The organism is Bradyrhizobium centrolobii, from assembly GCF_001641635.1.
In the GTDB taxonomy this organism is placed as follows: Bacteria; Pseudomonadota; Alphaproteobacteria; order Rhizobiales; family Xanthobacteraceae; genus Bradyrhizobium; species Bradyrhizobium centrolobii.
Window position 1 is genome coordinate 237,083 of record NZ_LUUB01000080.1, and the last position, 20,285, is coordinate 257,367.

18 protein-coding genes are annotated in these 20,285 nt (G+C 64.3%); 13 read left to right on the plus strand and 5 right to left on the minus strand.

Annotated elements, in window-relative coordinates; genetic code table 11:
* Positions 1 to 14 precede the first annotated feature (14 nt).
* On the minus strand, positions 15 to 1,313 hold the full coding sequence (locus tag AYJ54_RS29910) for a glycoside hydrolase family 3 N-terminal domain-containing protein (protein ID WP_063704693.1): 1,299 nt from the start codon (positions 1,311 to 1,313) through the stop codon (positions 15 to 17).
* 189 nt (positions 1,314 to 1,502) lie between these two features.
* Here AYJ54_RS29910 and AYJ54_RS29915 point away from each other — a divergent pair, with 189 nt between their 5' ends.
* The 3 genes from AYJ54_RS29915 to AYJ54_RS29925 are packed head-to-tail and all read left to right on the plus strand — an operon-like array spanning position 1,503 to position 5,309.
* A complete protein-coding gene (locus tag AYJ54_RS29915) occupies positions 1,503 to 3,002 on the plus strand; it encodes a DUF4153 domain-containing protein (RefSeq protein ID WP_063704695.1) in 1,500 nt (499 codons plus the stop codon).
* Positions 3,003 to 3,021: 19 nt separating this feature from the next.
* The gene (locus AYJ54_RS29920) at positions 3,022 to 3,726 is read left to right on the plus strand and encodes a response regulator transcription factor (RefSeq protein WP_063704698.1); all 705 of its coding nucleotides are present in this window, start codon (positions 3,022 to 3,024) and stop codon (positions 3,724 to 3,726) included.
* Positions 3,723 to 5,309, plus strand: coding sequence for an ATP-binding protein (locus AYJ54_RS29925; protein ID WP_063704700.1), 1,587 nt, complete (start codon positions 3,723 to 3,725; stop codon positions 5,307 to 5,309). Before AYJ54_RS29920 ends, AYJ54_RS29925 begins: the two co-directional genes overlap by 4 nt.
* Here the strand turns inward: AYJ54_RS29925 and AYJ54_RS51500 are convergent.
* Positions 5,306 to 5,452, minus strand: coding sequence for a hypothetical protein (locus AYJ54_RS51500; protein WP_201724278.1), 147 nt, complete (start codon positions 5,450 to 5,452; stop codon positions 5,306 to 5,308). The two genes, AYJ54_RS29925 and AYJ54_RS51500, sit on opposite strands and share 4 nt — an antisense overlap.
* 116 nt (positions 5,453 to 5,568) lie before the next feature.
* Here AYJ54_RS51500 and AYJ54_RS29930 point away from each other — a divergent pair, with 116 nt between their 5' ends.
* The 4 genes from AYJ54_RS29930 (at position 5,569) to AYJ54_RS29945 (ending at position 9,342) form a co-directional block, all read left to right on the plus strand.
* The gene (locus AYJ54_RS29930) at positions 5,569 to 6,153 is read left to right on the plus strand and encodes an alpha-ketoglutarate-dependent dioxygenase AlkB (protein WP_063704701.1); all 585 of its coding nucleotides are present in this window, start codon (positions 5,569 to 5,571) and stop codon (positions 6,151 to 6,153) included.
* A 247-nt stretch (positions 6,154 to 6,400) separates the two neighbouring features.
* On the plus strand, positions 6,401 to 6,883 hold the full coding sequence (locus tag AYJ54_RS29935; RefSeq protein ID WP_063704703.1) for a hypothetical protein: 483 nt from the start codon (positions 6,401 to 6,403) through the stop codon (positions 6,881 to 6,883).
* A 125-nt stretch (positions 6,884 to 7,008) separates the two neighbouring features.
* Positions 7,009 to 7,938 carry an alpha/beta hydrolase gene (locus AYJ54_RS29940; RefSeq protein WP_063704890.1) on the plus strand — a complete coding sequence of 310 codons (930 nt, stop codon included), beginning with the start codon at positions 7,009 to 7,011 and terminating at the stop codon, positions 7,936 to 7,938.
* Positions 7,939 to 8,118: 180 nt separating this feature from the next.
* Entirely contained in the window at positions 8,119 to 9,342 is a 1,224-nt protein-coding gene (locus tag AYJ54_RS29945; protein ID WP_063704705.1) for an ABC transporter substrate-binding protein, read from the plus strand.
* Between the two features lie 7 nt (positions 9,343 to 9,349).
* Here the strand turns inward: AYJ54_RS29945 and AYJ54_RS29950 are convergent, their stop codons facing one another.
* A complete protein-coding gene (locus AYJ54_RS29950) occupies positions 9,350 to 10,912 on the minus strand; it encodes an adenylate/guanylate cyclase domain-containing protein (protein WP_063704707.1) in 1,563 nt (520 codons plus the stop codon).
* Positions 10,913 to 11,105: 193 nt separating this feature from the next.
* Between AYJ54_RS29950 and AYJ54_RS29955 the strand changes: the two genes are divergently transcribed.
* The gene (locus tag AYJ54_RS29955; protein WP_063704709.1) at positions 11,106 to 12,197 is read left to right on the plus strand and encodes an enolase C-terminal domain-like protein; all 1,092 of its coding nucleotides are present in this window, start codon (positions 11,106 to 11,108) and stop codon (positions 12,195 to 12,197) included.
* Positions 12,198 to 12,254: 57 nt separating this feature from the next.
* On the opposite strand, the gene AYJ54_RS29960 is transcribed toward AYJ54_RS29955, so the two are convergent.
* On the minus strand, positions 12,255 to 13,682 hold the full coding sequence (locus AYJ54_RS29960) for a sulfatase family protein (protein WP_245329162.1): 1,428 nt from the start codon (positions 13,680 to 13,682) through the stop codon (positions 12,255 to 12,257).
* A gap of 170 nt (positions 13,683 to 13,852) precedes the next feature.
* On the opposite strand from AYJ54_RS29960, the gene AYJ54_RS29965 reads away from it, so the two are divergent.
* The 5 genes from AYJ54_RS29965 to AYJ54_RS29985 are packed head-to-tail and all read left to right on the plus strand — an operon-like array spanning position 13,853 to position 18,519.
* Positions 13,853 to 14,617, plus strand: a complete 765-nt coding sequence (locus AYJ54_RS29965; protein ID WP_063704710.1) for a FadR/GntR family transcriptional regulator — start codon at positions 13,853 to 13,855, stop codon at positions 14,615 to 14,617.
* Between the two features lie 30 nt (positions 14,618 to 14,647).
* Positions 14,648 to 16,006 (plus strand): ABC transporter substrate-binding protein, encoded by a 1,359-nt coding sequence (locus tag AYJ54_RS29970; RefSeq protein ID WP_063704712.1) that lies wholly within the window; start codon positions 14,648 to 14,650, stop codon positions 16,004 to 16,006.
* Positions 16,003 to 16,899 (plus strand): carbohydrate ABC transporter permease, encoded by an 897-nt coding sequence (locus tag AYJ54_RS29975; RefSeq protein ID WP_063704714.1) that lies wholly within the window; start codon positions 16,003 to 16,005, stop codon positions 16,897 to 16,899. Before AYJ54_RS29970 ends, AYJ54_RS29975 begins: the two co-directional genes overlap by 4 nt.
* Positions 16,896 to 17,723, plus strand: coding sequence for a carbohydrate ABC transporter permease (locus AYJ54_RS29980; RefSeq protein WP_063704716.1), 828 nt, complete (start codon positions 16,896 to 16,898; stop codon positions 17,721 to 17,723). The genes AYJ54_RS29975 and AYJ54_RS29980 overlap by 4 nt, the downstream gene beginning before the upstream one ends.
* Before the next feature lie 4 nt (positions 17,724 to 17,727).
* Positions 17,728 to 18,519, plus strand: coding sequence for a shikimate dehydrogenase family protein (locus tag AYJ54_RS29985; RefSeq protein WP_063704718.1), 792 nt, complete (start codon positions 17,728 to 17,730; stop codon positions 18,517 to 18,519).
* Between the two features lie 161 nt (positions 18,520 to 18,680).
* Here the strand turns inward: AYJ54_RS29985 and AYJ54_RS29990 are convergent, their stop codons facing one another.
* A complete protein-coding gene (locus tag AYJ54_RS29990) occupies positions 18,681 to 20,210 on the minus strand; it encodes an FAD-dependent monooxygenase (protein ID WP_082905911.1) in 1,530 nt (509 codons plus the stop codon).
* Positions 20,211 to 20,285: the final 75 nt, after the last annotated feature.

Genomic DNA, 20,285 nt, shown 5'->3' on the forward strand with positions numbered 1-20,285 from the left:
ATAGCATCGGGGAATCAGTCGGCCGGAAACGCGCGTCCCAGCCGCGCTTCGCTCGCGAGCAAGGCAGCAGCATCGAGCTTGCCCTTCCGCGAGCCGTCCAGCGCGCAATCAAAAATCCGGTAGAATTGCGCGCCGTCATAGGCGACCAGCAGGAGATCGACGCCCGCGTTGATCGCCTCGACCACGGCCGTGCAGACGTCGTGCTGGTAGATCGCGCCCATGACAAGATCATCGGTCATCACGACGCCCTGGTAGCCCCATCTGTCGCGGATGATGCCTTGCACGACGCGCTTCGAATGCGAGGCGGCGCGGTCGGGATCGACCGCCGTGAGCGTGACATGGCCGACCATGACCGCGCTCTGCGAATGCGCGAGCACCTCGCGGAATGGACGCCAGTCGGAGGCATCGAGCTGTTCGACCGGCGTATCGAGATTGGCGCTGAAATGGTGCGTGTCGGTGCGCACGCGGCCGATGCCCGGAAAATGCTTGAGGGTCGCACCGACGCCCGAGGCTTCGAGCCCGCGGACATAGGCGCCCGCGATCGCGCCGACGACCGCCGGATCGCTCGCGATCGCGCGTTGGCCGATCAGCGTATGGAAATCGAGGCGGTTGCGCCTGACCGGCGGCTTGAGATCGAGCACCGGCGCGAGATTGAGATTGATGCCGAGGTCCGCGAGTTCACGCCCGTGAATGCGCCCGAATTCCTCTGCCTTGGCTTGTTGGACATCCGGCGCGAGCCCGGCAAGCGTCGCCAGCGCCGGCACCTTCGTGAGCGGCGGGGAGAGATGACCGACGATGCCGCCCTCCTGGTCGGCGGCGACGACGAGCGGCGGCAGGCCGGCGGCGCGCCGCTTGTCCTGGAGCGCTGCGATCTCGGCGCGCAAGGCCTCGACCGTCCGGTCCCTGATGTTGTGCCGGGTCACGTAGATGCCGCCGATCAAGCCCTGCTCGGCAAGCCGCGCGATCTCGGGAAAGGACGAATAGCCGACCATGAAGTGCGGTCCGAGCTGGCGTGCCTCGGCCGCACTCGCACTGAGGACATCGTGCTTGCGCACCTCGAACCTTAGGTGCGCGGCTGACATCAGGAGTGGCGGCAGGCACCAGAGAACGACGAGCAGCTTGCGCGCGATGCTGCGCCAGTGCCCCCGGCGCAGAAGGACGGCGACAATGATGATGCTCACAGCGACAAGCGCGATGTTTCCCGCGCCACGCAGCATGATCAGATAGGGATCGTTCTTGTTTGCCGCCGCGAATGCAAAAAGCGGCGCAGCCAGCCAGAGCAGGATGAGGCCGATACGACGAATGATCTGCATGGATTTCGATGGGTGCGAGAGGACGAATGCCTCGCACCTATCAAGGCGATTCACGTCGCGCGAGAGGCAAAAGCGCACCTGCACGAAAACTGCACGAAACTCCTGAACTCGTGCAGACGATCATCCCGGCTTCTGCACAAGGAGCGTCCAGACTTCGTGGCGTTACCAACCACGAAAGGTCTTCTGGACATGACGAGCCTGGCTTCGACGTCAACGACGGACATCCAACCGATCAGGCCTTCCTCGATACCCGCCAAGCTCGCGATGGCACTGGTGCTGGCCGTTCTCGCCGATTGGCTCTTCTACGGCCAGCGGATCGGACTCTCGCTGGCCATCTTTGCCGTCGCGATCGCCTGCGCCTCACTGCTCGCCAACCACGCGACGCTCGAGGCACGGCGGGCAATGGCCGGCGGGATCGTTCTCGCTCTGGGCCTCGTGCCAGCCGTCGAGGAGCTCAACACGCTCTCGTTCCTGATCCTCATCATCGCATTGGCCGTCAGCCTGCTGTTCGCGACCAATCCGGAGACGACCGAGCTCGCAGACCGCGCTCGCGCGCTGCGCAACTTCTTCCTGTTCGGCCCCTTCCGGTTCTTTCCCGACGCGCTCCAGGTCTTCAACATGTCGGCGTTCACACGAGGCATCGCCCTCTGGCTGATGCCGGCGGTTCTCGGCACCGTCTTTGTCGCGCTGTTCGCTGCGGCCAACCCGGTGATCGAGCAATGGGTGTCCCTGCTCAATCCAAAACTCATCTTCGAATATGTCAGCGTCTGGCGGCTGCTGTTCTGGACGGCGATGCTGGCGCTGGTCTGGCCGTTTATCCATGTGCGCTGGCGTCGCAAGAAGTGGCCCACCAATGCGGCAGCCAATATCGCGGAGCCGGAGCCCCTTGCGCCCTTCGTCTCAGCCGAGTTCCTGGGACCCTCGACAATTCTGCGCTCGCTGATCCTGTTCAACCTGCTGTTCGCCGCACAGTCCATCCTCGACGGGATCTATCTGTGGGGCCATGCGGCGCTGCCCGCCCAGGTCACCTATGCGGAGTATGCCCATCGCGGCGCCTATCCGCTGATCGCGACCGCGCTGCTCGCCGCCGCCTTCGTGCTGGTCGCGATGCGTCAGGGCGGGCCGGCGGAGAAATCGAAGGTGATCCGCTCGCTGGTTTATCTCTGGGTGGGGCAGAACGTCCTGCTGGTCGCCTCCTCCATTCTCCGCCTCGACCTCTACGTGGACATTTACATGCTGACCTATTGGCGCATCGCGGCCTTCATCTGGATGGGGCTGGTAGCGCTCGGACTGATCCTGATCGTCGCCCGCATCGTGCTCGACAGGTCCAACCAATGGCTGATCGGCGCCAACCTGACTGCGTTAACGATCGTGCTCTATATCGCCTCGCTCGTGAACTTCGACGCCTTCATTGCCGACTATAATGTCGCCCACAGCCGGGAAGTGTCGGGGCGGGGCGTGCAGATCGATATCAACTACCTCACCCAACTGGGGCCCCAAGCTTTGCTGGCGATCGGGAAGATGATGCAGCATCGCGCCGATGGCAATCTTGTCGTATGGCACGATAGGCTTGTAGAAGTGCAGCGCCTGGACATGGCTTGGCGAACCTGGGGATTTCGGACCTGGCGGCTGCAACGCCGGTTAGATGCACAGGCAAAGAGGCCGTCCGATAGCCAGCCGGCGGGCTGACGAGGAAGCGGAGAGATTCTTGGCGCATCGCATTCTCATCGTCGACGACGAAGGCCATATCCGCGAAGTCATCCGCGTCGCGCTGAGAAAGGCCGGCATGGACGTGATCGAGGCGCGCGACGGCAAGGAAGCGCTCAGCCGCTTTGCCGCCGACCGGCCCGACCTGATCGTGCTCGACATCGGCATGCCTGAGTTCGACGGCCTCGACGTCTGCCGCGAGGTCCGCAAGAGCTCGGGCGTGCCGATCCTGTTCCTGTCGGCGCGCGACGAGGAGATCGACCGCGTGCTGGGCCTCGAGATCGGCGGCGACGATTATGTGACGAAGCCGTTCAGCCCGCGCGAGTTGGTGGCGCGGGTCAACGTCATCCTTCGGCGTCTCAGCCCGCGCAATGGCGAGACCAAGGCTGGGCCCGCCGCGCTTGCGCAAGGCAACCTCCTGATCGATCCCGAGCAACATGTCGCGTCCTTTGCAGGTATCCCGCTGAAGCTCACCGCGATCGAGTTCGGCATTTTGCGCGCATTCCTGACGCGGCCGACTGCGGTGTTCAACCGCGACCAGTTGATGCGGGCGGCCTACCAGCTCAACATCCAGGTCTCCGACCGCACCATCGACAGCCACATTCGCAACATCCGCGCCAAGCTGGCGGCGCTAGCCTGCGACAACGTGATCGAGACCATTCACGGCGTCGGCTTCAAGCTCGGCCGCTGCGAGAAGCAGGCATGAGCACGGCGCCCGACAAGTGGCGGCCGTCGCTCGGGCTCGTGATCTTTGCGGTGCTGACCACCGTCGGCGTGCTGCCTTTAGTCGGGCTGTTCTTCTTCCGCCTCTACGACAACCAGCTCATCCGCCAGACCCAGGCGGAGCTGATCGCGCAGAGCCGCGTGCTCGCGACGATCTACGCGCAGGAGGTCGAGGCGCGGCTCGGGAGCGGCCTCACGCTCGGCGCCGAGGTGCCGCCCGGCGTGCTGCCCGACCCCGGCGATCAGTTCACGCCGATCCGGCCCGCGCTTGACCTCACCGCCAACGACCTGTTGCGGCGGCGCCCCGATGCGCAAGCCGCGCCCCGGCCGGCGGAGCAGGCCTATGTCGAGATCGGCGCAAAGCTGACGCCGATCATCCGCGAGACCCAGAAGGTGACGCTGGCAGGGTTCAGGATCCTTGATCCCCAGGGCGTGGTGATCGCCGGGCGCCAGGAGGTCGGCCAATCGCTTGCCCATATCGAGGAAGTCGCGAACGCACTGCACGGGCAATACCGCGCCACGCTGCGCAACCGCGTGCCGGACAAGCCTCCGCCGCCGATCTACTCGTTCAGCCGCGGGCTCGGCGTCCACGTGTTCTCGGCGATGCCCGTGATCGTCAATAACCGCGTCGCCGGCGTGATCTACACCACGCGGACGCCGAGCAACATCTTCGATCATCTCTATCAGGAGCGAAGCAAGTTCGTGCTGGCGGGGCTCGCCGTCATTCTCGGCACGATCGCGATCGGGCTGGTGTTCTCCCGCACCATTACGCTGCCGATGCGCGAGCTGATCGATCGAGCGGCCCGGATCGGCCGCGGCGACCGGGAGGCATTCCAGCCGCTCAGGCACTACGGCACGCGTGAATTCGCCCAGCTCTCGCACAGCTTCCTTGGCATGGCCGAGCAGCTGGCGCGACGCTCCGACTACATCGCGACGTTCTCGGCGCACCTCACCCATGAGCTGAAATCGCCGCTGACCTCGATCAGGGGCGCGGCCGAGCTGTTGCAGGACGCGCTTCAGGGGAAATCCGACGGCCTGACACCGGCCGAGCAGAAGATGTTCGTTGCGAACATCCTGTCAGACACCGAGCGGCTGGAGGCGATGGCGCAGCGGCTGCGCGAACTGGCCCGCGCCGAAAGCCTGCCGCAGAACGAACGCACCGAGCTCGCGCCCGTCATCGCCGATCTCAAGACCCGGTTTCCGGCCGGCGCGATCTCGGCCTGCGGCAGCCTTGATCGGCCGATCAGCATGTCCGGCGAGAAGGCGCTGATCGTGCTGTCGCACCTCACCGACAACGCGATGCGGCACAAGGCCAGGACGATCACGCTGGAAGCGGTCGACGAACGAACGACGCTGCGGCTGACGGTCAGCAATGACGGCGAGCCGATCTCAGTGCCCAACCGTGACAGGATATTTGACGCTTTCTTCACCACCCGCCGTGACCAGGGTGGGACCGGGATGGGCCTTGCAATCGCGCGTGCGGTGATGGCGAGCCATGGCGGCTCGATCAGGCTCAAGCCGACGGACAAGGGCGCGGCCTTCGAGCTCCAGTTTCCGGTAGCCTAGATCGCGAACACCCAGGCGGCGACGATGGTGCCGATCGTGACCAGCCCGGCAATGGTCCAGCCCGCGGCATATTCGAGTTCAGGATGACCGGTCGCCCGCATGATCTCTGCCGGATCGGCGGTATGCTTCCAATGCTCTGCCATGACAGCCTCGCGCGTTTCTCGCCGCGTCATATGTAAGTCGCAGCAGCCGCCATTAGGTTCCATCACGGAAACGCGAGGACCAGCGGCATCGATCGACCAGGAAGAGTGCCGCCGGAATGACGCAGCTTGGTTTATTTGCCGGCCCGCAGGAAGGCCCTGCGGGCCTTCGCTACACGGACGATTTCATCCCTGAAGCCGTCGAGCAGGACTTGATCCGCCGCATCGCGGCATTGCCGCTCCAGCGCTTCCAGTTTGGCGCCTTCGAGGGCAACCGCCGGGTCGCGTCCTTCGGCTTCCGCTACGACTATTCGCTGCAGCGCCTGACCGAAGCCGAGCCGATCCCGGAGTGGCTGATGCCCGCTGCCCGTCAGGTCGAGGCATGGGCCGGGCTGCCCGACCGCAGTGTCCGCCAAGTGCTCTGCACGGAATATGACATCGGCGTCGGCATCGGCTGGCACCGGGACAAGCCGCATTTCGACAAGATCCTCGGCCTGTCGCTCGGCTCTCCCTGCAAATTCCGCTTCCGGCGCCGGAGCGCGGATAAGTGGGAGCGCCATACGCTCGAGGCCCTTGCGCGCTCGCTCTACATGATGGACGGCGAGGCGCGGTCGCAGTGGGAGCACAGCATCCCGCCGGTCGAGGCCCAGCGCTACTCGATCACGTTCCGGACGATGAAGCCGGCCGCCGGCAGGCGACCGTGACAGGCCGATGCGAAATCTGAAAAACAACCCCATGCAAAGTAGCAGGGTGTCGCCGGCATAAGGCCTTGCGCGCTCTGCAAAGTCGTTGACACGTCGGGCAAAACAGCGGCACCAAGGTATCGTCGCGCGCTTTGTCAGCTTGCCCTCCACTTCCGATTGCATGGTAGATTGCGCATGTGGTGGTCTGGCCGACAAGCGGGCCACCGAGCGCAACACGACGGGCTGGGATTGGGGTACGGGGGCAAGGATGAAGTCCGGCAGATTTTTCCTCACCTGCGCCCTTGTCGCCGGCGGAGCTTCCAATGTCGGCGCTGCGCCTGCGAAGGTCTCGGGCTCGACCGCGCTGGCACTCGCGGGCGTGATCGCGCCGCTGTCGCCGGACTTGTCGGGCGCCGAGAAAAAGGCGGTGGCGATGCTGTTCGCCGCCAACAGTGACATCCCCTACAAGAAGACAATCGTGGTGACCGCGGACCGGATCGTCTGCCGCACCGGCAATGTCGACATCACCATGCGCAACTGCGAAGTCACCTTCGGCAAGACGGTCAAGACCGTGAATGGCTCCACGGCCAACGAAATCTTCGCCACCGAGGTGCTGGCCGGCATTCCGGCCGATGGCGCGGCGGGATCGAATTTCGAAAGCCTGACCAGGCTGAGCTGCACGATCGACCCGAACGCGATCCGGCAAAAAGACGGCAGCGGCGCGGATTGCACGTTCCAGCCGGGGAATTGAGCTGGGCCTGAAGGGGGAGCCGAAGGTGCCGTGAAATCGCCTCAAGACGAACTAACTAATAAGGCGAATTGAAAAGACGGGCCAAACGGGCGACCCAATATGAGGCGCGCAAGGCCGGCATCAATATGAAGAATTATCTCGCATTTTTCCTTCTTCTGACCGTCACAACAGCCTCCGCGCACGGCCCGCTGCGGGCGCGGCTGACAGCGCCGTCCAATCTTGTTCAGGTGGGCCTAATCGACTCGGACACGGTTGCCGGTGGGACCGCGCGGCTGTGCGAACAGGTCTCGTTCACGCGCGGCCTGCGCTACGGCGAGAGCGAGGCCAATGTGCTCGATGTCGCCACCAGCACGACCAAGCCGGATACGCCGCGGCCGGTGCTGCTGTTCGTGGCGGGCGACACCTTTACCGGCGACACGGCGGCGCCGGACCTGTCGCGTCAGATCCAGGACCAGGCCATGTGCTTTGCCGCGCGCAACGACATGATCGGGGTGCGCGTCAACTATCGCCTCGCGCCCGCGGCGACCTGGCCGGTCGGCGCGACCGATGTGGCGGCGGCGCTGTCCTGGATTCACGGGAATATCGACCTGTTCAATGGCGACACCCGCGAGATCGTCGCGGTCGGTTACGGCGCTGGCGCCTTTCATGTCGCCAGCCTGCTGGCACATCCCGAACTCCAGACCACCCACTCCGACGTCGCCGGCGTCGTGCTGATTTCGGGGATCTATCGCGCGGGCAAGAACGCCACCGACAGCGAGAAGGCTTATTTCGGCACCGATGCCAGCCAATATGACAAGCGGTCGGTCTTCCCCGGCATCCTCAACGTCGAAGAGACGATCGTGCTGGCCTGGGCCGCGGACGATCCCGCAGAACTCGTAACGCAGGGCGATATCCTGAGGAAGACGCTCTGCGGCGCAGGCCACTGTCCGCGCACCACGGTTCTGCGCAGCCGCGACGGCATTGCCGCGGCGTTCGGCCTCGACGGCTCCGCCGACAGCCTCGCCGAACCGACGCTGCTGCTGGTGCACCAGCTCGAGGCGCGCGGTCTGCCATAGCGGCACGCCGCCGTCGGCGCGTCAGCACGTCTGCCGTTTGGGTCAGCGTGGAACAGGACGCAACTTCGAAACGAGCCGTCAGCCACAGGATTGACAAACGCTTGACCTAGATCAAGCGGCCTTGGTGCCGATTGGGCCGACCTCCATGAGGGGCCAACATCAAACATCAAGGTGTCGAACATGCGCGTCATCGGCAGGATGCTGTTCGTTTTGATGGTCGCCTCAGCGTCGCTGGGGGCGATGTCCCAGCAACATGCAGAGCAATCCGCCGCCGACAACGAAATCCGCATCGGCAATGTCATGCCGTATTCGGGGCCGCTTTCGGAATTCGGCGCGATCGGCAAGGCGGAGGCCGCCTATTTCGACATGATCAACGATCGTGGCGGCATCAACGGCCGCAAGATCCGCTTCATCACCCGCGACGACAATTCCGATCCCGCGACCGCGCTGGAGCTGACGCGCAATCTGGTCGAGACGGACGACGTGCTATTGATGTTCGGATCGTTCGGCACGCCCGGCAATCTCGCCACGCGCTGGTATCTCAACGAGCGGAAGATTCCGCAGCTTTTCGTCGCGTCGGGTGACGAGGAGCTGAGCCGGCCCAACCGGTTTCCCTGGACCATGGGCTGGCAGCCCTCGTTCAAGGCCGAGGGACGCATCTACGCCAACTACATCCAGGCCTATTATCCGCATCGCAAGATCGTGGTGCTCTGGCAGAACGACCAGTTCGGGCGCATGGTCTTCAAGGGCATCGAGGAAGGTCTTGGCGATCTGAACCGTCTTGTCCTCGTCGATATCGCCTTCGACATTGCCGATGAGCATCTCGAAGGGCACGTCTCGATCCTCAAGCGCGCGGGCGCCGATATTTTCGTCTTTCTCGGCGTGCCGTCGACGGCGTCCAAGGTGATCAAGCTGGCGGCGTCACTCAATTGGCGCCCGGTCTTCATCGTGAACGATGCCTCCGCCTCGATCGCCAATGCGATGGCGCCCGCAGGCTTGGAGAATTCGGCCGGCGTGATCTCGGCAGCCTTCCTGAAGGATCCGAGCGATCCCGCATGGAAAGACGATCCTGCCATGAAGGACTGGTTCGCCTTCATGGACAAGTACCATCACGTAGAAAGCACGAACAACAGCGCTGCGCTCTATGGCTACGCCGCGGCCGAGGCGCTGACGCAGGTGCTGAAGCAATGCGGCGACGACCTATCGCGCGAGAACATCATGCGTCAGGCGGCTTCGCTCAGGGATCGTCGGCCCTCCGTTGCGTTGCCCAACATCAGGATGAATACCTCGCCAGACAGCTATCTGCCGATCAAGCAGATGCGGCTTGTCCAGTTTGACGGCCGTTCCTGGCAACCATTCGGCGACGTGATCGAGACCGCATTCACGGAAGGCGCAAAGCGATGACCTGCCCTCACGCGGGCTTGAGCGAGGCCAGCGCGTTTTCCAGGAGCAAGCGTACACGGGCGGCGTCACCGGATTTCACGACGGCCGGGTCGAGATAGAGCTCCAGGCCCGGAGCGCGCTCCGTGATGACGCCGCTCTTCCCGGCTCCCCCATCGTTCAGTGCGTCGACCGAATAGGGGATGACCTCCCGGCTGATGCCCTTCATTGTGATCGCGGGCAGCGCGTGCGCGCGAACGATGTCGCTGACCAGCGCGAAGGTCTCGTAGCTCAGCACGATGCCGCCGGGTTCGGCGATCGATTGCAGGCGCGCGGCGAGGTTCGCTTCCGCACCGATGATGGTGTAGTCCATGCGGTCGCTGCTGCCGAAATTGCCGACATTGCAATAGCCGGAATTGATGCCCATGCGCGAGCGGAACGGCTGCTCGATGCCGGAGGCGCGCCATTTCGCATTGAGCTCGGTGAGCCGGTGCTGCATGCGCCAGGCCATCTGAAGACAGGCCTGCGCGTCGGCGCGATCTCCCTTGGTCTCGGGGTCGCCGAAGAAGATCAGCATGGCGTCGCCGATGAACTTGTCGATGGTGCCGCCGAATTCGTGCGCGATCGCCGACATCTCGGTGAAGTATTCGTTCAGAAGCTGGGTCAACAGCTCCGGCTGGAGCCGCTCGGCGGTCGCGGTGAAATTCTGGATGTCGGAGAAGAATATAGTGAGCTTCTTGCGCTCGGTATGGATGGTGACGTCCTTCTGGCCGCTGAAGATGCTCTTGTAGACCTGGGGCGGGATGTAGCGCGAGATCTTCATCGAGAGCGAGGCGAGGAAGTCGTTGGCCGACTCGAGCTCCTTGTTCATGTTCTTGATGCGATTGGCCTGACGGCGCTGGAGCGAGAGGAAGGACAGGCCGCTTCCGGCTGCAATCAGGAGATAGGCCAGCAGGAACTTGAACGAGAAGATATTGGCCGCGATCGGCTGCGCGATGATCACCTCCTGGATGCCGCGGACGTCGCCGACCTTCCAGTCCTTCTTGGGGCTCTCGGGATGGCTGTTGTGGCAGCTCACGCAGGCCGGCCCCATGGTTACGGGGGCGACCAGGCGGACCTTGTCGGAGAACAGCGACGTCTCGGTGTCGACGATCTTCTGCTCGGGATCGATGCGGAGCGCGGCCAGCGCGTCCCGCTCGAACTTGTCGAGCTGGTGCGGCGCGCGGTTCTGGAACGGGAAGTCCGAGACGAAGCGGTAGGTGATGTTCTCCTGCTGTGCGCCGATCACCCGCCCGAGCTCCAGCGAGAGCGTCGCCGGAATCGGGATCGCGCCGGGGACCGACTCGTAGTTGTGCACGACCTTGGTCGTGCCGTTCGGGTTGGCGAGGATGCGCCCGACCACGTTGGACGCATAATAGCTGCGCACGCTGGTGATGACGGAGTTGAGATCGGCGGCCTGCCGGCGCAGCGCCGTCTTGCTCAGCTCGGTCAGGTCCAGCCAGACCGCCAGCGGCAGCGCAAGCAGGAGGAAGGCGATCACGGCACCGGTCAGGATGCCGCTCTTGCGCTGTTCTTCGGAGATCTCTTGTTTCACTTTGTGGCTCCGTTGTGTGCGTTCTTGTCGCAAAGTCTGGGGACCTGACGGCACAGCATGCAGGGGCACAGAGCCCGTAAACGCGAACCCGCGCAACCCCATTTTATGGTGGTCGCGGGAATGCGCCTTTTCGTTTCATGACCAATGCTTAAGATCGGGGCAGACCTGCATCTGCTCCGCCGGGAGACGCCCTATGACCGAGACCATCCGCATCAAGCGCATCAATGCGCGCCCCGTGATCGTGCCGATGAACCTGCCGCTCCAGACCTCGACCGGGGCGGTCGCCAAGGCACCGCTGGTGCTGATCGACTGCGAGACCGACGAGGGCGCGCAGGGGCATGCCTATCTGTTCTCGATCACGCCGTCGGCCTTGAAGCCCCTGACGGCGATGGTCGCGGAAATGTCGGAGATGCTCGCCGGCGACGAGCTTTTGCCGTTCGAGCTCGAGCGCAAGCTGACCCAGCGTTTCACCCTGCTCGGCCTTGCCGGCCTGCAGAGGCTGGCGCAATCCGGCATCGACATGGCGGCATGGGACGCGCTGGCGCGCGCCAAGGGCTTGCCGCTGGCACGGCTGCTGGGCGGTGCGCCCAAGCCGGTGCGGGCCTACAACTCGAAGGGGCTCGGCATCATGCCGGCCGCCGCCGCGGTGGACGAGGCGCACAAGCTGCTGGCTGAGGGTTTTCATGCCGCAAAAATCCGCGTCGGGCGGCCCGATGCGCGGGAGGATCTCAACGTGGTGCGCGCGGTGCGCAAGGCGGTCGGCGACCAGGTGACATTGATGTGCGACTACAACCAGGCCTTGACGGTCACCGAGGCGATCCGCCGCGGCGAGATGCTCGACGACGAGGGGCTGACCTGGATCGAGGAGCCGATCCGCCATGACGACTATGCCGGCTGTGCCCGCATCGCGGATGCGCTCCGCACGCCGGTCCAGATCGGCGAGAATTTCGACAGCGCCTTTTCCATGCAATCCGCGCTCGCCGCGGAGGCCTGCGACTACGTGATGCCTGACGTGCAGCGCATCGGCGGCGTCACCGGCTGGCTGCGCGCCGCGTCGCTGGCGCATGCCGCCGGCGTGGAGATGTCGACGCATCTGTTCTCGGAGGTCAGCGCACATCTGCTCTGCGTGACCCCGACCGCGCATTGGCTGGAATATGTCGACTGGGCCGATGCGGTGCTGGCAACACGCCTTGCGATCAAGGACGGCTTTGCACTGCCGAACGAGACGCCGGGCAACGGCATCGAATGGGACGAAGCTGCGGTGAGGAAGTACCTGGTCGAGTGATCGAAGGCTGGAGGCTGGTCGGTTCACCTCGCGCCGCTTGCGGGGAGAGGGAGCGCGTCAGCGCACTGCGGCATTCAGATCCATCGTCTCGAGCAGGCTGTCCTGGCGCCAGTCGATCAGGGCATCCTTGAGGCGGCTGATGACACCGGCGTGCTGGGGCGCGCCCCAGAGATTGTCGCGCTCGGCCGGATCATTCGCGAGATCGAAGAGCTGGCCGTCCTCCGCGCCGTGAATGAACACGGCCTTCCATCTGTCGTCGCGCACCATGGTGATCAGCCTCGCGCCCGTCATGGCGACGTCGCCGGCCTGCTCGCTGAAGACGAAATCGCGGCCGGCCCAGCTGTCACCCTTGAGCGGGGAAAGCAGGCTGCGGGCCTGGAACGGTTTTGGATGCTGCGCGCCGGCGAGATCCAGGATGGAAGGACCGAGGTCGAACAGCTGGCATTTTTCGCGGATCCGCCGCCCGCCTTTGAAACGTCCGGGCGACCAGAACAGCAGCGGTATGCGCGTGACGGGCTCGTACATCGACCATTTCTGGCTGAGGCCATGTTCGCCGAGATTGTCGCCGTGATCCGACATGAAGATGAGGACGCAGTCGTCGAGATAGCCCTTGTCCCCGAGCGTCTCCAGCAGGCGACCGATCTGCTCGTCGATCATGGTGACGTTGGCATAATAGTGTGCGCGCAGGCGCCGCATCTCGTCATGCGTCGGCTGAAGCTTCCATGACACCGCGTCGTGGTCGACCTCAGTGTCGTGGCGGCGCTTCTCCTTCAGATAGGCCGGCAATCCCTCGATCTCGGCCTCTGTCGGCTGAGGGACCGGAAGGTCGTTTCGGCCAAGGTAATGCTCCAGATATTCCGGCAGCGGGTCATAGGGCGGATGCGGTCCGGGCAGGCCGATCTGCATGAACAGCGCATCGGGCTTGGGACGGGTCTCCAGCCACCACATCGCGGTCTCGGCGACGAAAATGTCTGGATGCAGCGATTTTGGCATCTCCCATGTGAACGCGCCCATCCTGTCGCCGTAATCCGGCAGGCTGCGATAGCCGGCACGGGACGGCTTGGTCAGCTTGTGCGCGGCGAAGGCCTTGTCCAGTTCGTCGGCGAACCAGCGTCCTTCGAAAAAACGATCCTTGTTCTCGACTACGAAGCGCTCGTGGAACCCCGCCTTAGCGTCATAGGGGATCGTATGCATCTTGCCGACGTTGACGCAGTGATAGCCGGCTTCCGCCAGCTTGCTGACCCACGTCTTCTGCCAGGCCTGCCCGTTGCGCAGCACGCCGGAGGCGTGCGGATAGAGACCGGAAAACAGTGCCGCGCGCGAGGGAACGCAGCTCGGCGCATTGATGAAGCAATTGTCAAAATAGACCCCTTCGCCCGTCAGACGATCGAGATTCGGCGTTTTCATGTAGGGGTGGCCCGTCGCCGCGATCGTGTCGAAGCGTTGCTGATCCGTCATGACCAGGACGATGTGGGGCTTTGTCACGGTTGTTTTGTCCTACGCGGCGTTGTCTCAAAAGAAAATATGTCTGACATAATAATTCTTGTCAAACCTCGCGCTGCTGGATTATCTTGCATTCGAACCGCATTTCTCTGGGCAAACGCATTCACAACATGCAATAAATCAGACATTTAAACTCCAGGATCCGGATCAACGTGGCAAAGGCCGACAGCAACGACAGCCCGCAATCGAGCACTCAGGTCGCCCGCGAAGTGGCGCGGCTGATCCTGACGGGCGTGTGGCGCGAGGGCACGACCTTGCCGCGCGAGATCGAGCTTGCGTCCCGCTTCGACGTCAGCCGCGCCTCCATCCGCGAGGCGCTCTCGCTGCTCAAGGCGAAGGGGTTGATCGTCTCGAAGCAGAAGGCCGGCACGCATGTGCGGGCGCGCATCGACTGGAACATGCTCGATGAGGAATTGCTCAATTGGACCTTGTCGGAATTGCCGACGCAGGAGTTTGCCAAGCAGCTTTTGGAGATTCGCAGGATCGTTGAGCCGGAGGCCTGTGCAATCTGCGCCGCGCGCGGCACCGACGAGGATTTTGCGCGGATCGAACGCGCCTATCGTGGCATGGACGCAGCAGGAATGGACCGCCTTGCCTATGCCGAGCCGGACCTGCAGTTTCACCGCGGCATTCTCATCGCCACGGGAAACGACTTTCTGATCGCCTTCGGCGCCACCGTTGCCGCGGCGCTGCGCATGTCGTTCAACCTGTCGACGCAGAACGCGGGCGCGCCGCGCAAGAGCCTGCCCTACCATCGCGCGGTCCTCGACGCGATATGGGCGCGCAATCCCGACGCGGCGCGTCAGGCCATGCACAAGCTCATGGATCTCACCGAACAGAACATCATCTCGGCGCTGTCGCGCCAAAGGAAGAAGGACGCCGAGGATGAAAACGCCCGCACCAGACGGGCGCGTTGAAACCGGCAAGCCGTATCGAGGGAGGACAATATGAAGAACCAGGCGGACCAACCCGCTCGTGCGATCACCCGCCGCAAATTGCTGAAAGCGAGCGCCGCAGGCGCGGCGCTTGCGGCATTTCCGGCGCCGCTGATCGCGCAGACAAAACCGTTTGCCGGCGTCACGCTGCACGGCGCCTCGTTCCAGCACCGCTTCTTCACGCTGCTGCAAAAATACATCCCCGAGTTCGAGGAGAGAAGCGGCATGAAGGTCGACCTCCAGCTCTCGGCCTTCCCGGTCTACAACCAGCAGGCCAATCTCGAACTGTCCTCGGGCGGCTCGGCCTATGATTTCGTCAACGTCACCTTCATCCTCGCCGCGCGCTGGGTCGCGGCGGGGCTGCTCGCCAATCTCGACGAATTCGCGAGCGACCCCAACCTGACGGCAGCCGAATGGAATCCGAAAGACTTCGTCGAAGGCGCGCAGGTGCCCTATCGCGACGCCAAGGGCGGCACCTACGGCTATTCCTGGGAAGGCGGCGCGATGGTGATGGGGCTGTCGCGCATGGACCTGATGGAGAAGAAGGGGCTGAAGATCCCGAAAACCTTCGCCGAGCTTCAGCAGGTCTGCGCCGAGATCAACGGCAGCGATGGCGTCAACGGCATCGTCTCGTTCCAACTCCATCACTGGAACCTGCCGCCTTACGTCCAGGGCTTTGGCGGCAACATCTTCAAAAATCCACCCGGCGACATCATGCCTGCGCTGAACAGGCCCGAGACCATTCAGGGCATCGAGTACTACGCGAACCTCCTGAAGAGCGCGCCGAAGGGCGTGCTCACCTACACCGAGGACCAGGCGAGGCAGTCGCTGCTCACCGGCCGCTCCAACATCTTCATCCATTCCAGCGCCTGGGTGACGCCGATCCTGCTTTCCGATGAAAGCAAGGTGAAGGACACCTCGCGCGTGGTGCGGATGCCCGCGGGTCCCGTGCATGACTATCCGGCATCGAACAGCCAGGGGCTCGGCATTCCCAAAAACGCCAAGAACAAGAAGGCGGCGTGGGAATTCATCAAATGGGCGCTCTCCCCTGACATCTCGATGCGGCTCGTCAAGGAGCATGGTCATTCCTCGGTCTGCCGGCGGTCGATCATCACCAGCGACGTCTATCGCAAGCTGAACACGGTGAACGGCCAGGATCTCGGCGCGCTCTATCTCGAGGTGCTGGAATTGCCGGCCAGGGGCGAGAACTACATGGCATATCGCACCGTGAAGGAGTTCCCGATCGTCGGCGACGTCCTCAACAAGGCGTTCGAGCAGGTCGCGACCGGCCAGCTTCCCGCGAAGGACGCCATGAACGCGGCGCAGGACCAGGCGATCGCAGCACTTCGTCGCGCCGGGACGCAGCTTTGAGCCAGGGTGGAATTGACGGAGAGCGCCGCAGGTTCATCGCCTTCGCGCTCACGCCGAGCCTGATCGTGCTGTTTGCGGTCGCCGTGCTGCCGGCGATCTATCTCGTCGTGACGAGTCTCACGCCATTCCAGTTGACGACGCCGGGCTCGGCCACCGATTTCAGCGCGCCCTTGCGCAACTATGGCCTCTTGCCCGGCGACCCCCGCTTCGTCAATTCGCTGCTCGTGCAGGCCAAGCTGTCGTTCTGGGGCGTGCTGTTCCAGGTGCTGCTGGGCATGCTGCTCGCGCTGCTTCTGAACGTGCAGTCGCGCTTCGTCGAATTCGCCCGCACCTTCTTCCTGATCCCGATGGTGCTGCCGCCGATCGTGGTCGCGGTGATCTGGAAGCTGATCTACACGCCCGACATCAGCCCGCTCAATTACTCGGCGCAGTTGTTGAATTTCACCATGCCAGCGCTGACCTCGAGCGTCGATTTCGCGCTCACCGCGATCATCATCGCCGACACCTGGGAGTGGCTGCCCTTCACCTTCCTGATGGTGCTCGCGGCGCTGCAGACCATCCCGGAGGAATACTCGGAAGCCGCCCTCGTCGACGGCGCCAACAAGCTACAGATCTTCTGGTACGTGACGCTGCCCTTCATCACGCCGATCCTGGTGATCTCCGGCATGTTCCGCCTGATCGACAGCGTGAAGGCGTTCCCGCTGATCTTCCTCTTGACCGGCGGCGGCCCCGGCACGGTAACTGAAGTAACCAACTACTATGCGTACCTTCTTGCCTTCGACACCAACGAGATCGGCTATTCCAGCGCCGTGACGGTGGTGATGCTGCTACTCGTCGCCGGCGTCAGCCTTGGCCTCGTCTGGATGGGCCGCCGGAGAGAGGCGATGGCATGAGCGAACATTCCGGACGCCGCACGACGCCCGGACGGCTGGTCGCGATCGTCGTCACGCTGCTCATCCTGCTCTCGCCGTTCCTGTGGCTGCTGCAGATGAGCTTCAAGTCCAACGACCAGATCCTGCAATTCCCGCCGCCGCCGATCTTCACGCCGACGCTGGAGAATTACATCTCGCTCTGGCACAGCGCGTTCTCGGCCTCCTTCGTCAACAGCCTGCTCAGCGCCTCGCTCTCGACAGCGCTGGCGTTGCTGTTCGGCGTGCCCGCGGCCTACGCACTGTCGCGCTGGGCCGGTCGCGGCAAACATGGCTTGAGCTTCGCGATCCTGGTGACGCGCATGGCGCCGCCGATCGCGTTCACGATCCCCTTCTTCCTGTTCTACCGCTGGATCGGCCTGCTCGACACCATCACGGGCCTGGTTCTGGTCTACACCAGCTTCAACCTGCCGCTGGTGATCTGGATGATGCAGCCGTTCTTCGACACGGTGCCGATCTCGCTGGAGGAGGCAGCGCTCGTCGACGGCGCGCGCACGCGCACCGTGTTCACCAAGATCGTGCTGCCGATGGTGACGCCCGGCATCGCCGCGACCGCGATCCTCTGCTTCCTCTACGCCTGGAACGATTTCTTCTTCGCGCTGATCCTGACCCGGACCAATGCGCGCACGGCGCCCGTCGCCGTCGTCAACTTCATGAACTACGAGGGCTGGGAATGGGGCAAGATCGCCGCCGGCGGCTCGCTGGTGATGGCGCCGGTGCTGATCTTCTCGCTTGCGGTGCGCCGCTATCTCGTCTCCGGACTCACCGCCGGTGCGGTCAAGGGGTGACATCATGAAACTTCCGACCGGCGCCTCGCGCGTCGTCTTCATCTTTGCCCATCCCGCCGGCCATGTCGGTGCGCCGCGCCACTACACGCCCTATTTCCACGAGCAGGGCCTCGACTGGCACATGGTGCCGATGGATGTACGCCCGGAAAATCTCGCCGAGACGATCCGCGTGCTGGCGAGATCGCCGAACACTGCGGGCTTCAACCTGACCATGCCGCACAAGCCGGCGGCCTTCGAGCTCTGCGACGAGGTCGGGCGCGCCGCAAGGTTCGAGGGCGTCGTCAACACCATCCGCATTGATGCCGATGGCAGGCTGGTCGGCGAGTCCTTCGACGGCGGGGGATTTCTGAATGCGGCGCGCCAGGCCGGGATTTTCGATCCCAACCGTCGCTGCGTCGTGATCGGCGCGGGCGGCGCCGGCCGCGCGATCTGCCACGCGCTGGCGGCGGGCGGCTTGAAGCGACTGCGTATCCTCAACGAGGTGCCCGGCCCGGTCGAGGCGCTGGCGACAAAGCTGCGCGGACAATTCCCCGATCTCGATATCAGCCTTGAGGAACGCTTCGACGACGCCGGCCTCTGCGTGAACGCGACCTCGCTTGGCCTGCATGCAACCGACGCGCTGCCGATGGATCCGGCGCGACTGCCGAAGGATTGCGCTGTGTTCGACATCATCGCCGCACGCCGCACCGAGTTCATGGCAGCCTGCGCCGTCCGCGGCCTCAAGGTCATCGACGGCGTCGCCATGATCCGCCACCAGCTCCCGCTGCAGACTGCGTTCTGGCGGGATGGGCGGTAGGTCCTCCGCGCTCGTGTCCCGGACGCGCTGCAACGCGCAAGCGTTGCCGCGCAGGGCCGGGGGACCCAGTTGGCAACACAGCACGGCGCTGCCACATGGGCCCCGGCTTTGCAGCGCACCGCTCAAGAAGCGCTGCGCTGCGTCCGCGGCACGAAAGAGCACTATGCCGCGGCGGGCGGGCCGAACCAGGTGGTGAGCGCTTCGGCGAGTCCGTGCTGAGCTGAATCGCCCACCCACGCGACATAGCCGTCGGGCCGCACCAACACGGCATGAGGCGCAGCGACCGGTCCGAGCGCGGGAAGCTCCCACGGGCCGGCATGGTCGGCGTCGATCGACTGGACCCGATCCGCCCATGGCGCGATATCGAAGGCCCCTCGCTCGCCGAGATTGAGCAGCACGGCGCGGCCACCATGCAGCAGGGTAAACATTCTGAGTGGACCAGCGGCGGTGATGAGGTCGAGATCGGGCATGCGGCGCCCGAGCAGCGGATGTCCCTCGCCGAGATCGTAATGAATGTCGAGACCCGACATCATCGCACCGAACCGCTTGCGAGGCTCGTCCATGCCGAGGAGCTCGGACACGGAGTCGCGCAAGGCGTCGATACGGTCGTCGTGACGAAGCAGCGCGGTCTGCGCCATCGTGTTGCGCAGGACGCGCGCGGCGACCGGGTGGCGTTCGGCGTGGTAGGTATCGAGGAGACTTTCCGGCGACGTCCCCTTCACCACCTGCGCCAGCTTCCATCCCAGATTCACCGCATCCTGTAAGCCGGTGTTGAGGCCTTGGCCGCCTACCGGCGAATGTACATGCGCGGCATCTCCGGCCAGCAGCACTCTCCTGTCACGATAAGTGGCTGCCTGCCGGGTCATATCGGTGAATCTGGAGATCGAGGTCGGACTGTGGATCCCGTAATCGGTCCCGTGCACGGCGATGAGGGCGTCGCTGAGATCGCGCAAGGAGGGCTCGCTGCGGCCGGGTGGTCCGGCGTGCCGTTCGGTCACCATCATCCGCACGGGCCCGTCCTCCAGACGCGAGAAGGAGTGGATGCCCTTGTCGTCGCGACGGAGGCCCCATTCCGGCTCCTCAGTGATCTCAGCCTCGGCGATCAGGCAGCTCGTTGTCGGATCCCAGCCGGGGAAATCGATGCCGGCAGCCTTACGAACCCGGCTTCGTCCGCCGTCGCAGCCAACGAGATAGTTCGCCCGCAGCGGCGGGCTGCCAGTCACGTCGATACCGACGCCGGCCTCGTCCTGCGAGATCGCCGTCACCTCGCGCCCGCGATAGATCCGCACGCCGAGCTCACTGGCCCAGTCGGCCAAAATGCGCTCAATGCGGTTCTGCCGCAGCGCGAGCCCGTAGGCATGCCGGGTGGGAAAGTCGCTGATGTCGAGACGATGCCATGCGAACCCCGCAACCTGGGCCAACTGCCCCTCGCTAAGGAATCGGTCCGCGATGCCGCGCTGATCGAGGATCTCGATGGAGCGCGAATGCAATCCGCCGGCGCGCGTGCCGGCAAGGTCCTGGCTGACGCGCCGCTCGACCATGGCAACGTCAACGCCCGCCAGTGCCAGTTCGCCCGCGAGCATCAGTCCCGTCGGACCTGCTCCGACGATCACCACCGCATGGCCACTCGTCGCCGCTCCGGCGATCCGCCCGGCCGCCTGTGCCCGATCCGTCGATATCGATGCGCTCATCTCGTGACCCCCCAAGTTGTGGCTGAGGCCGGGGGTTCTACGGGATGACCGGGGGCTTGAAGCAAGCCCCTTGCA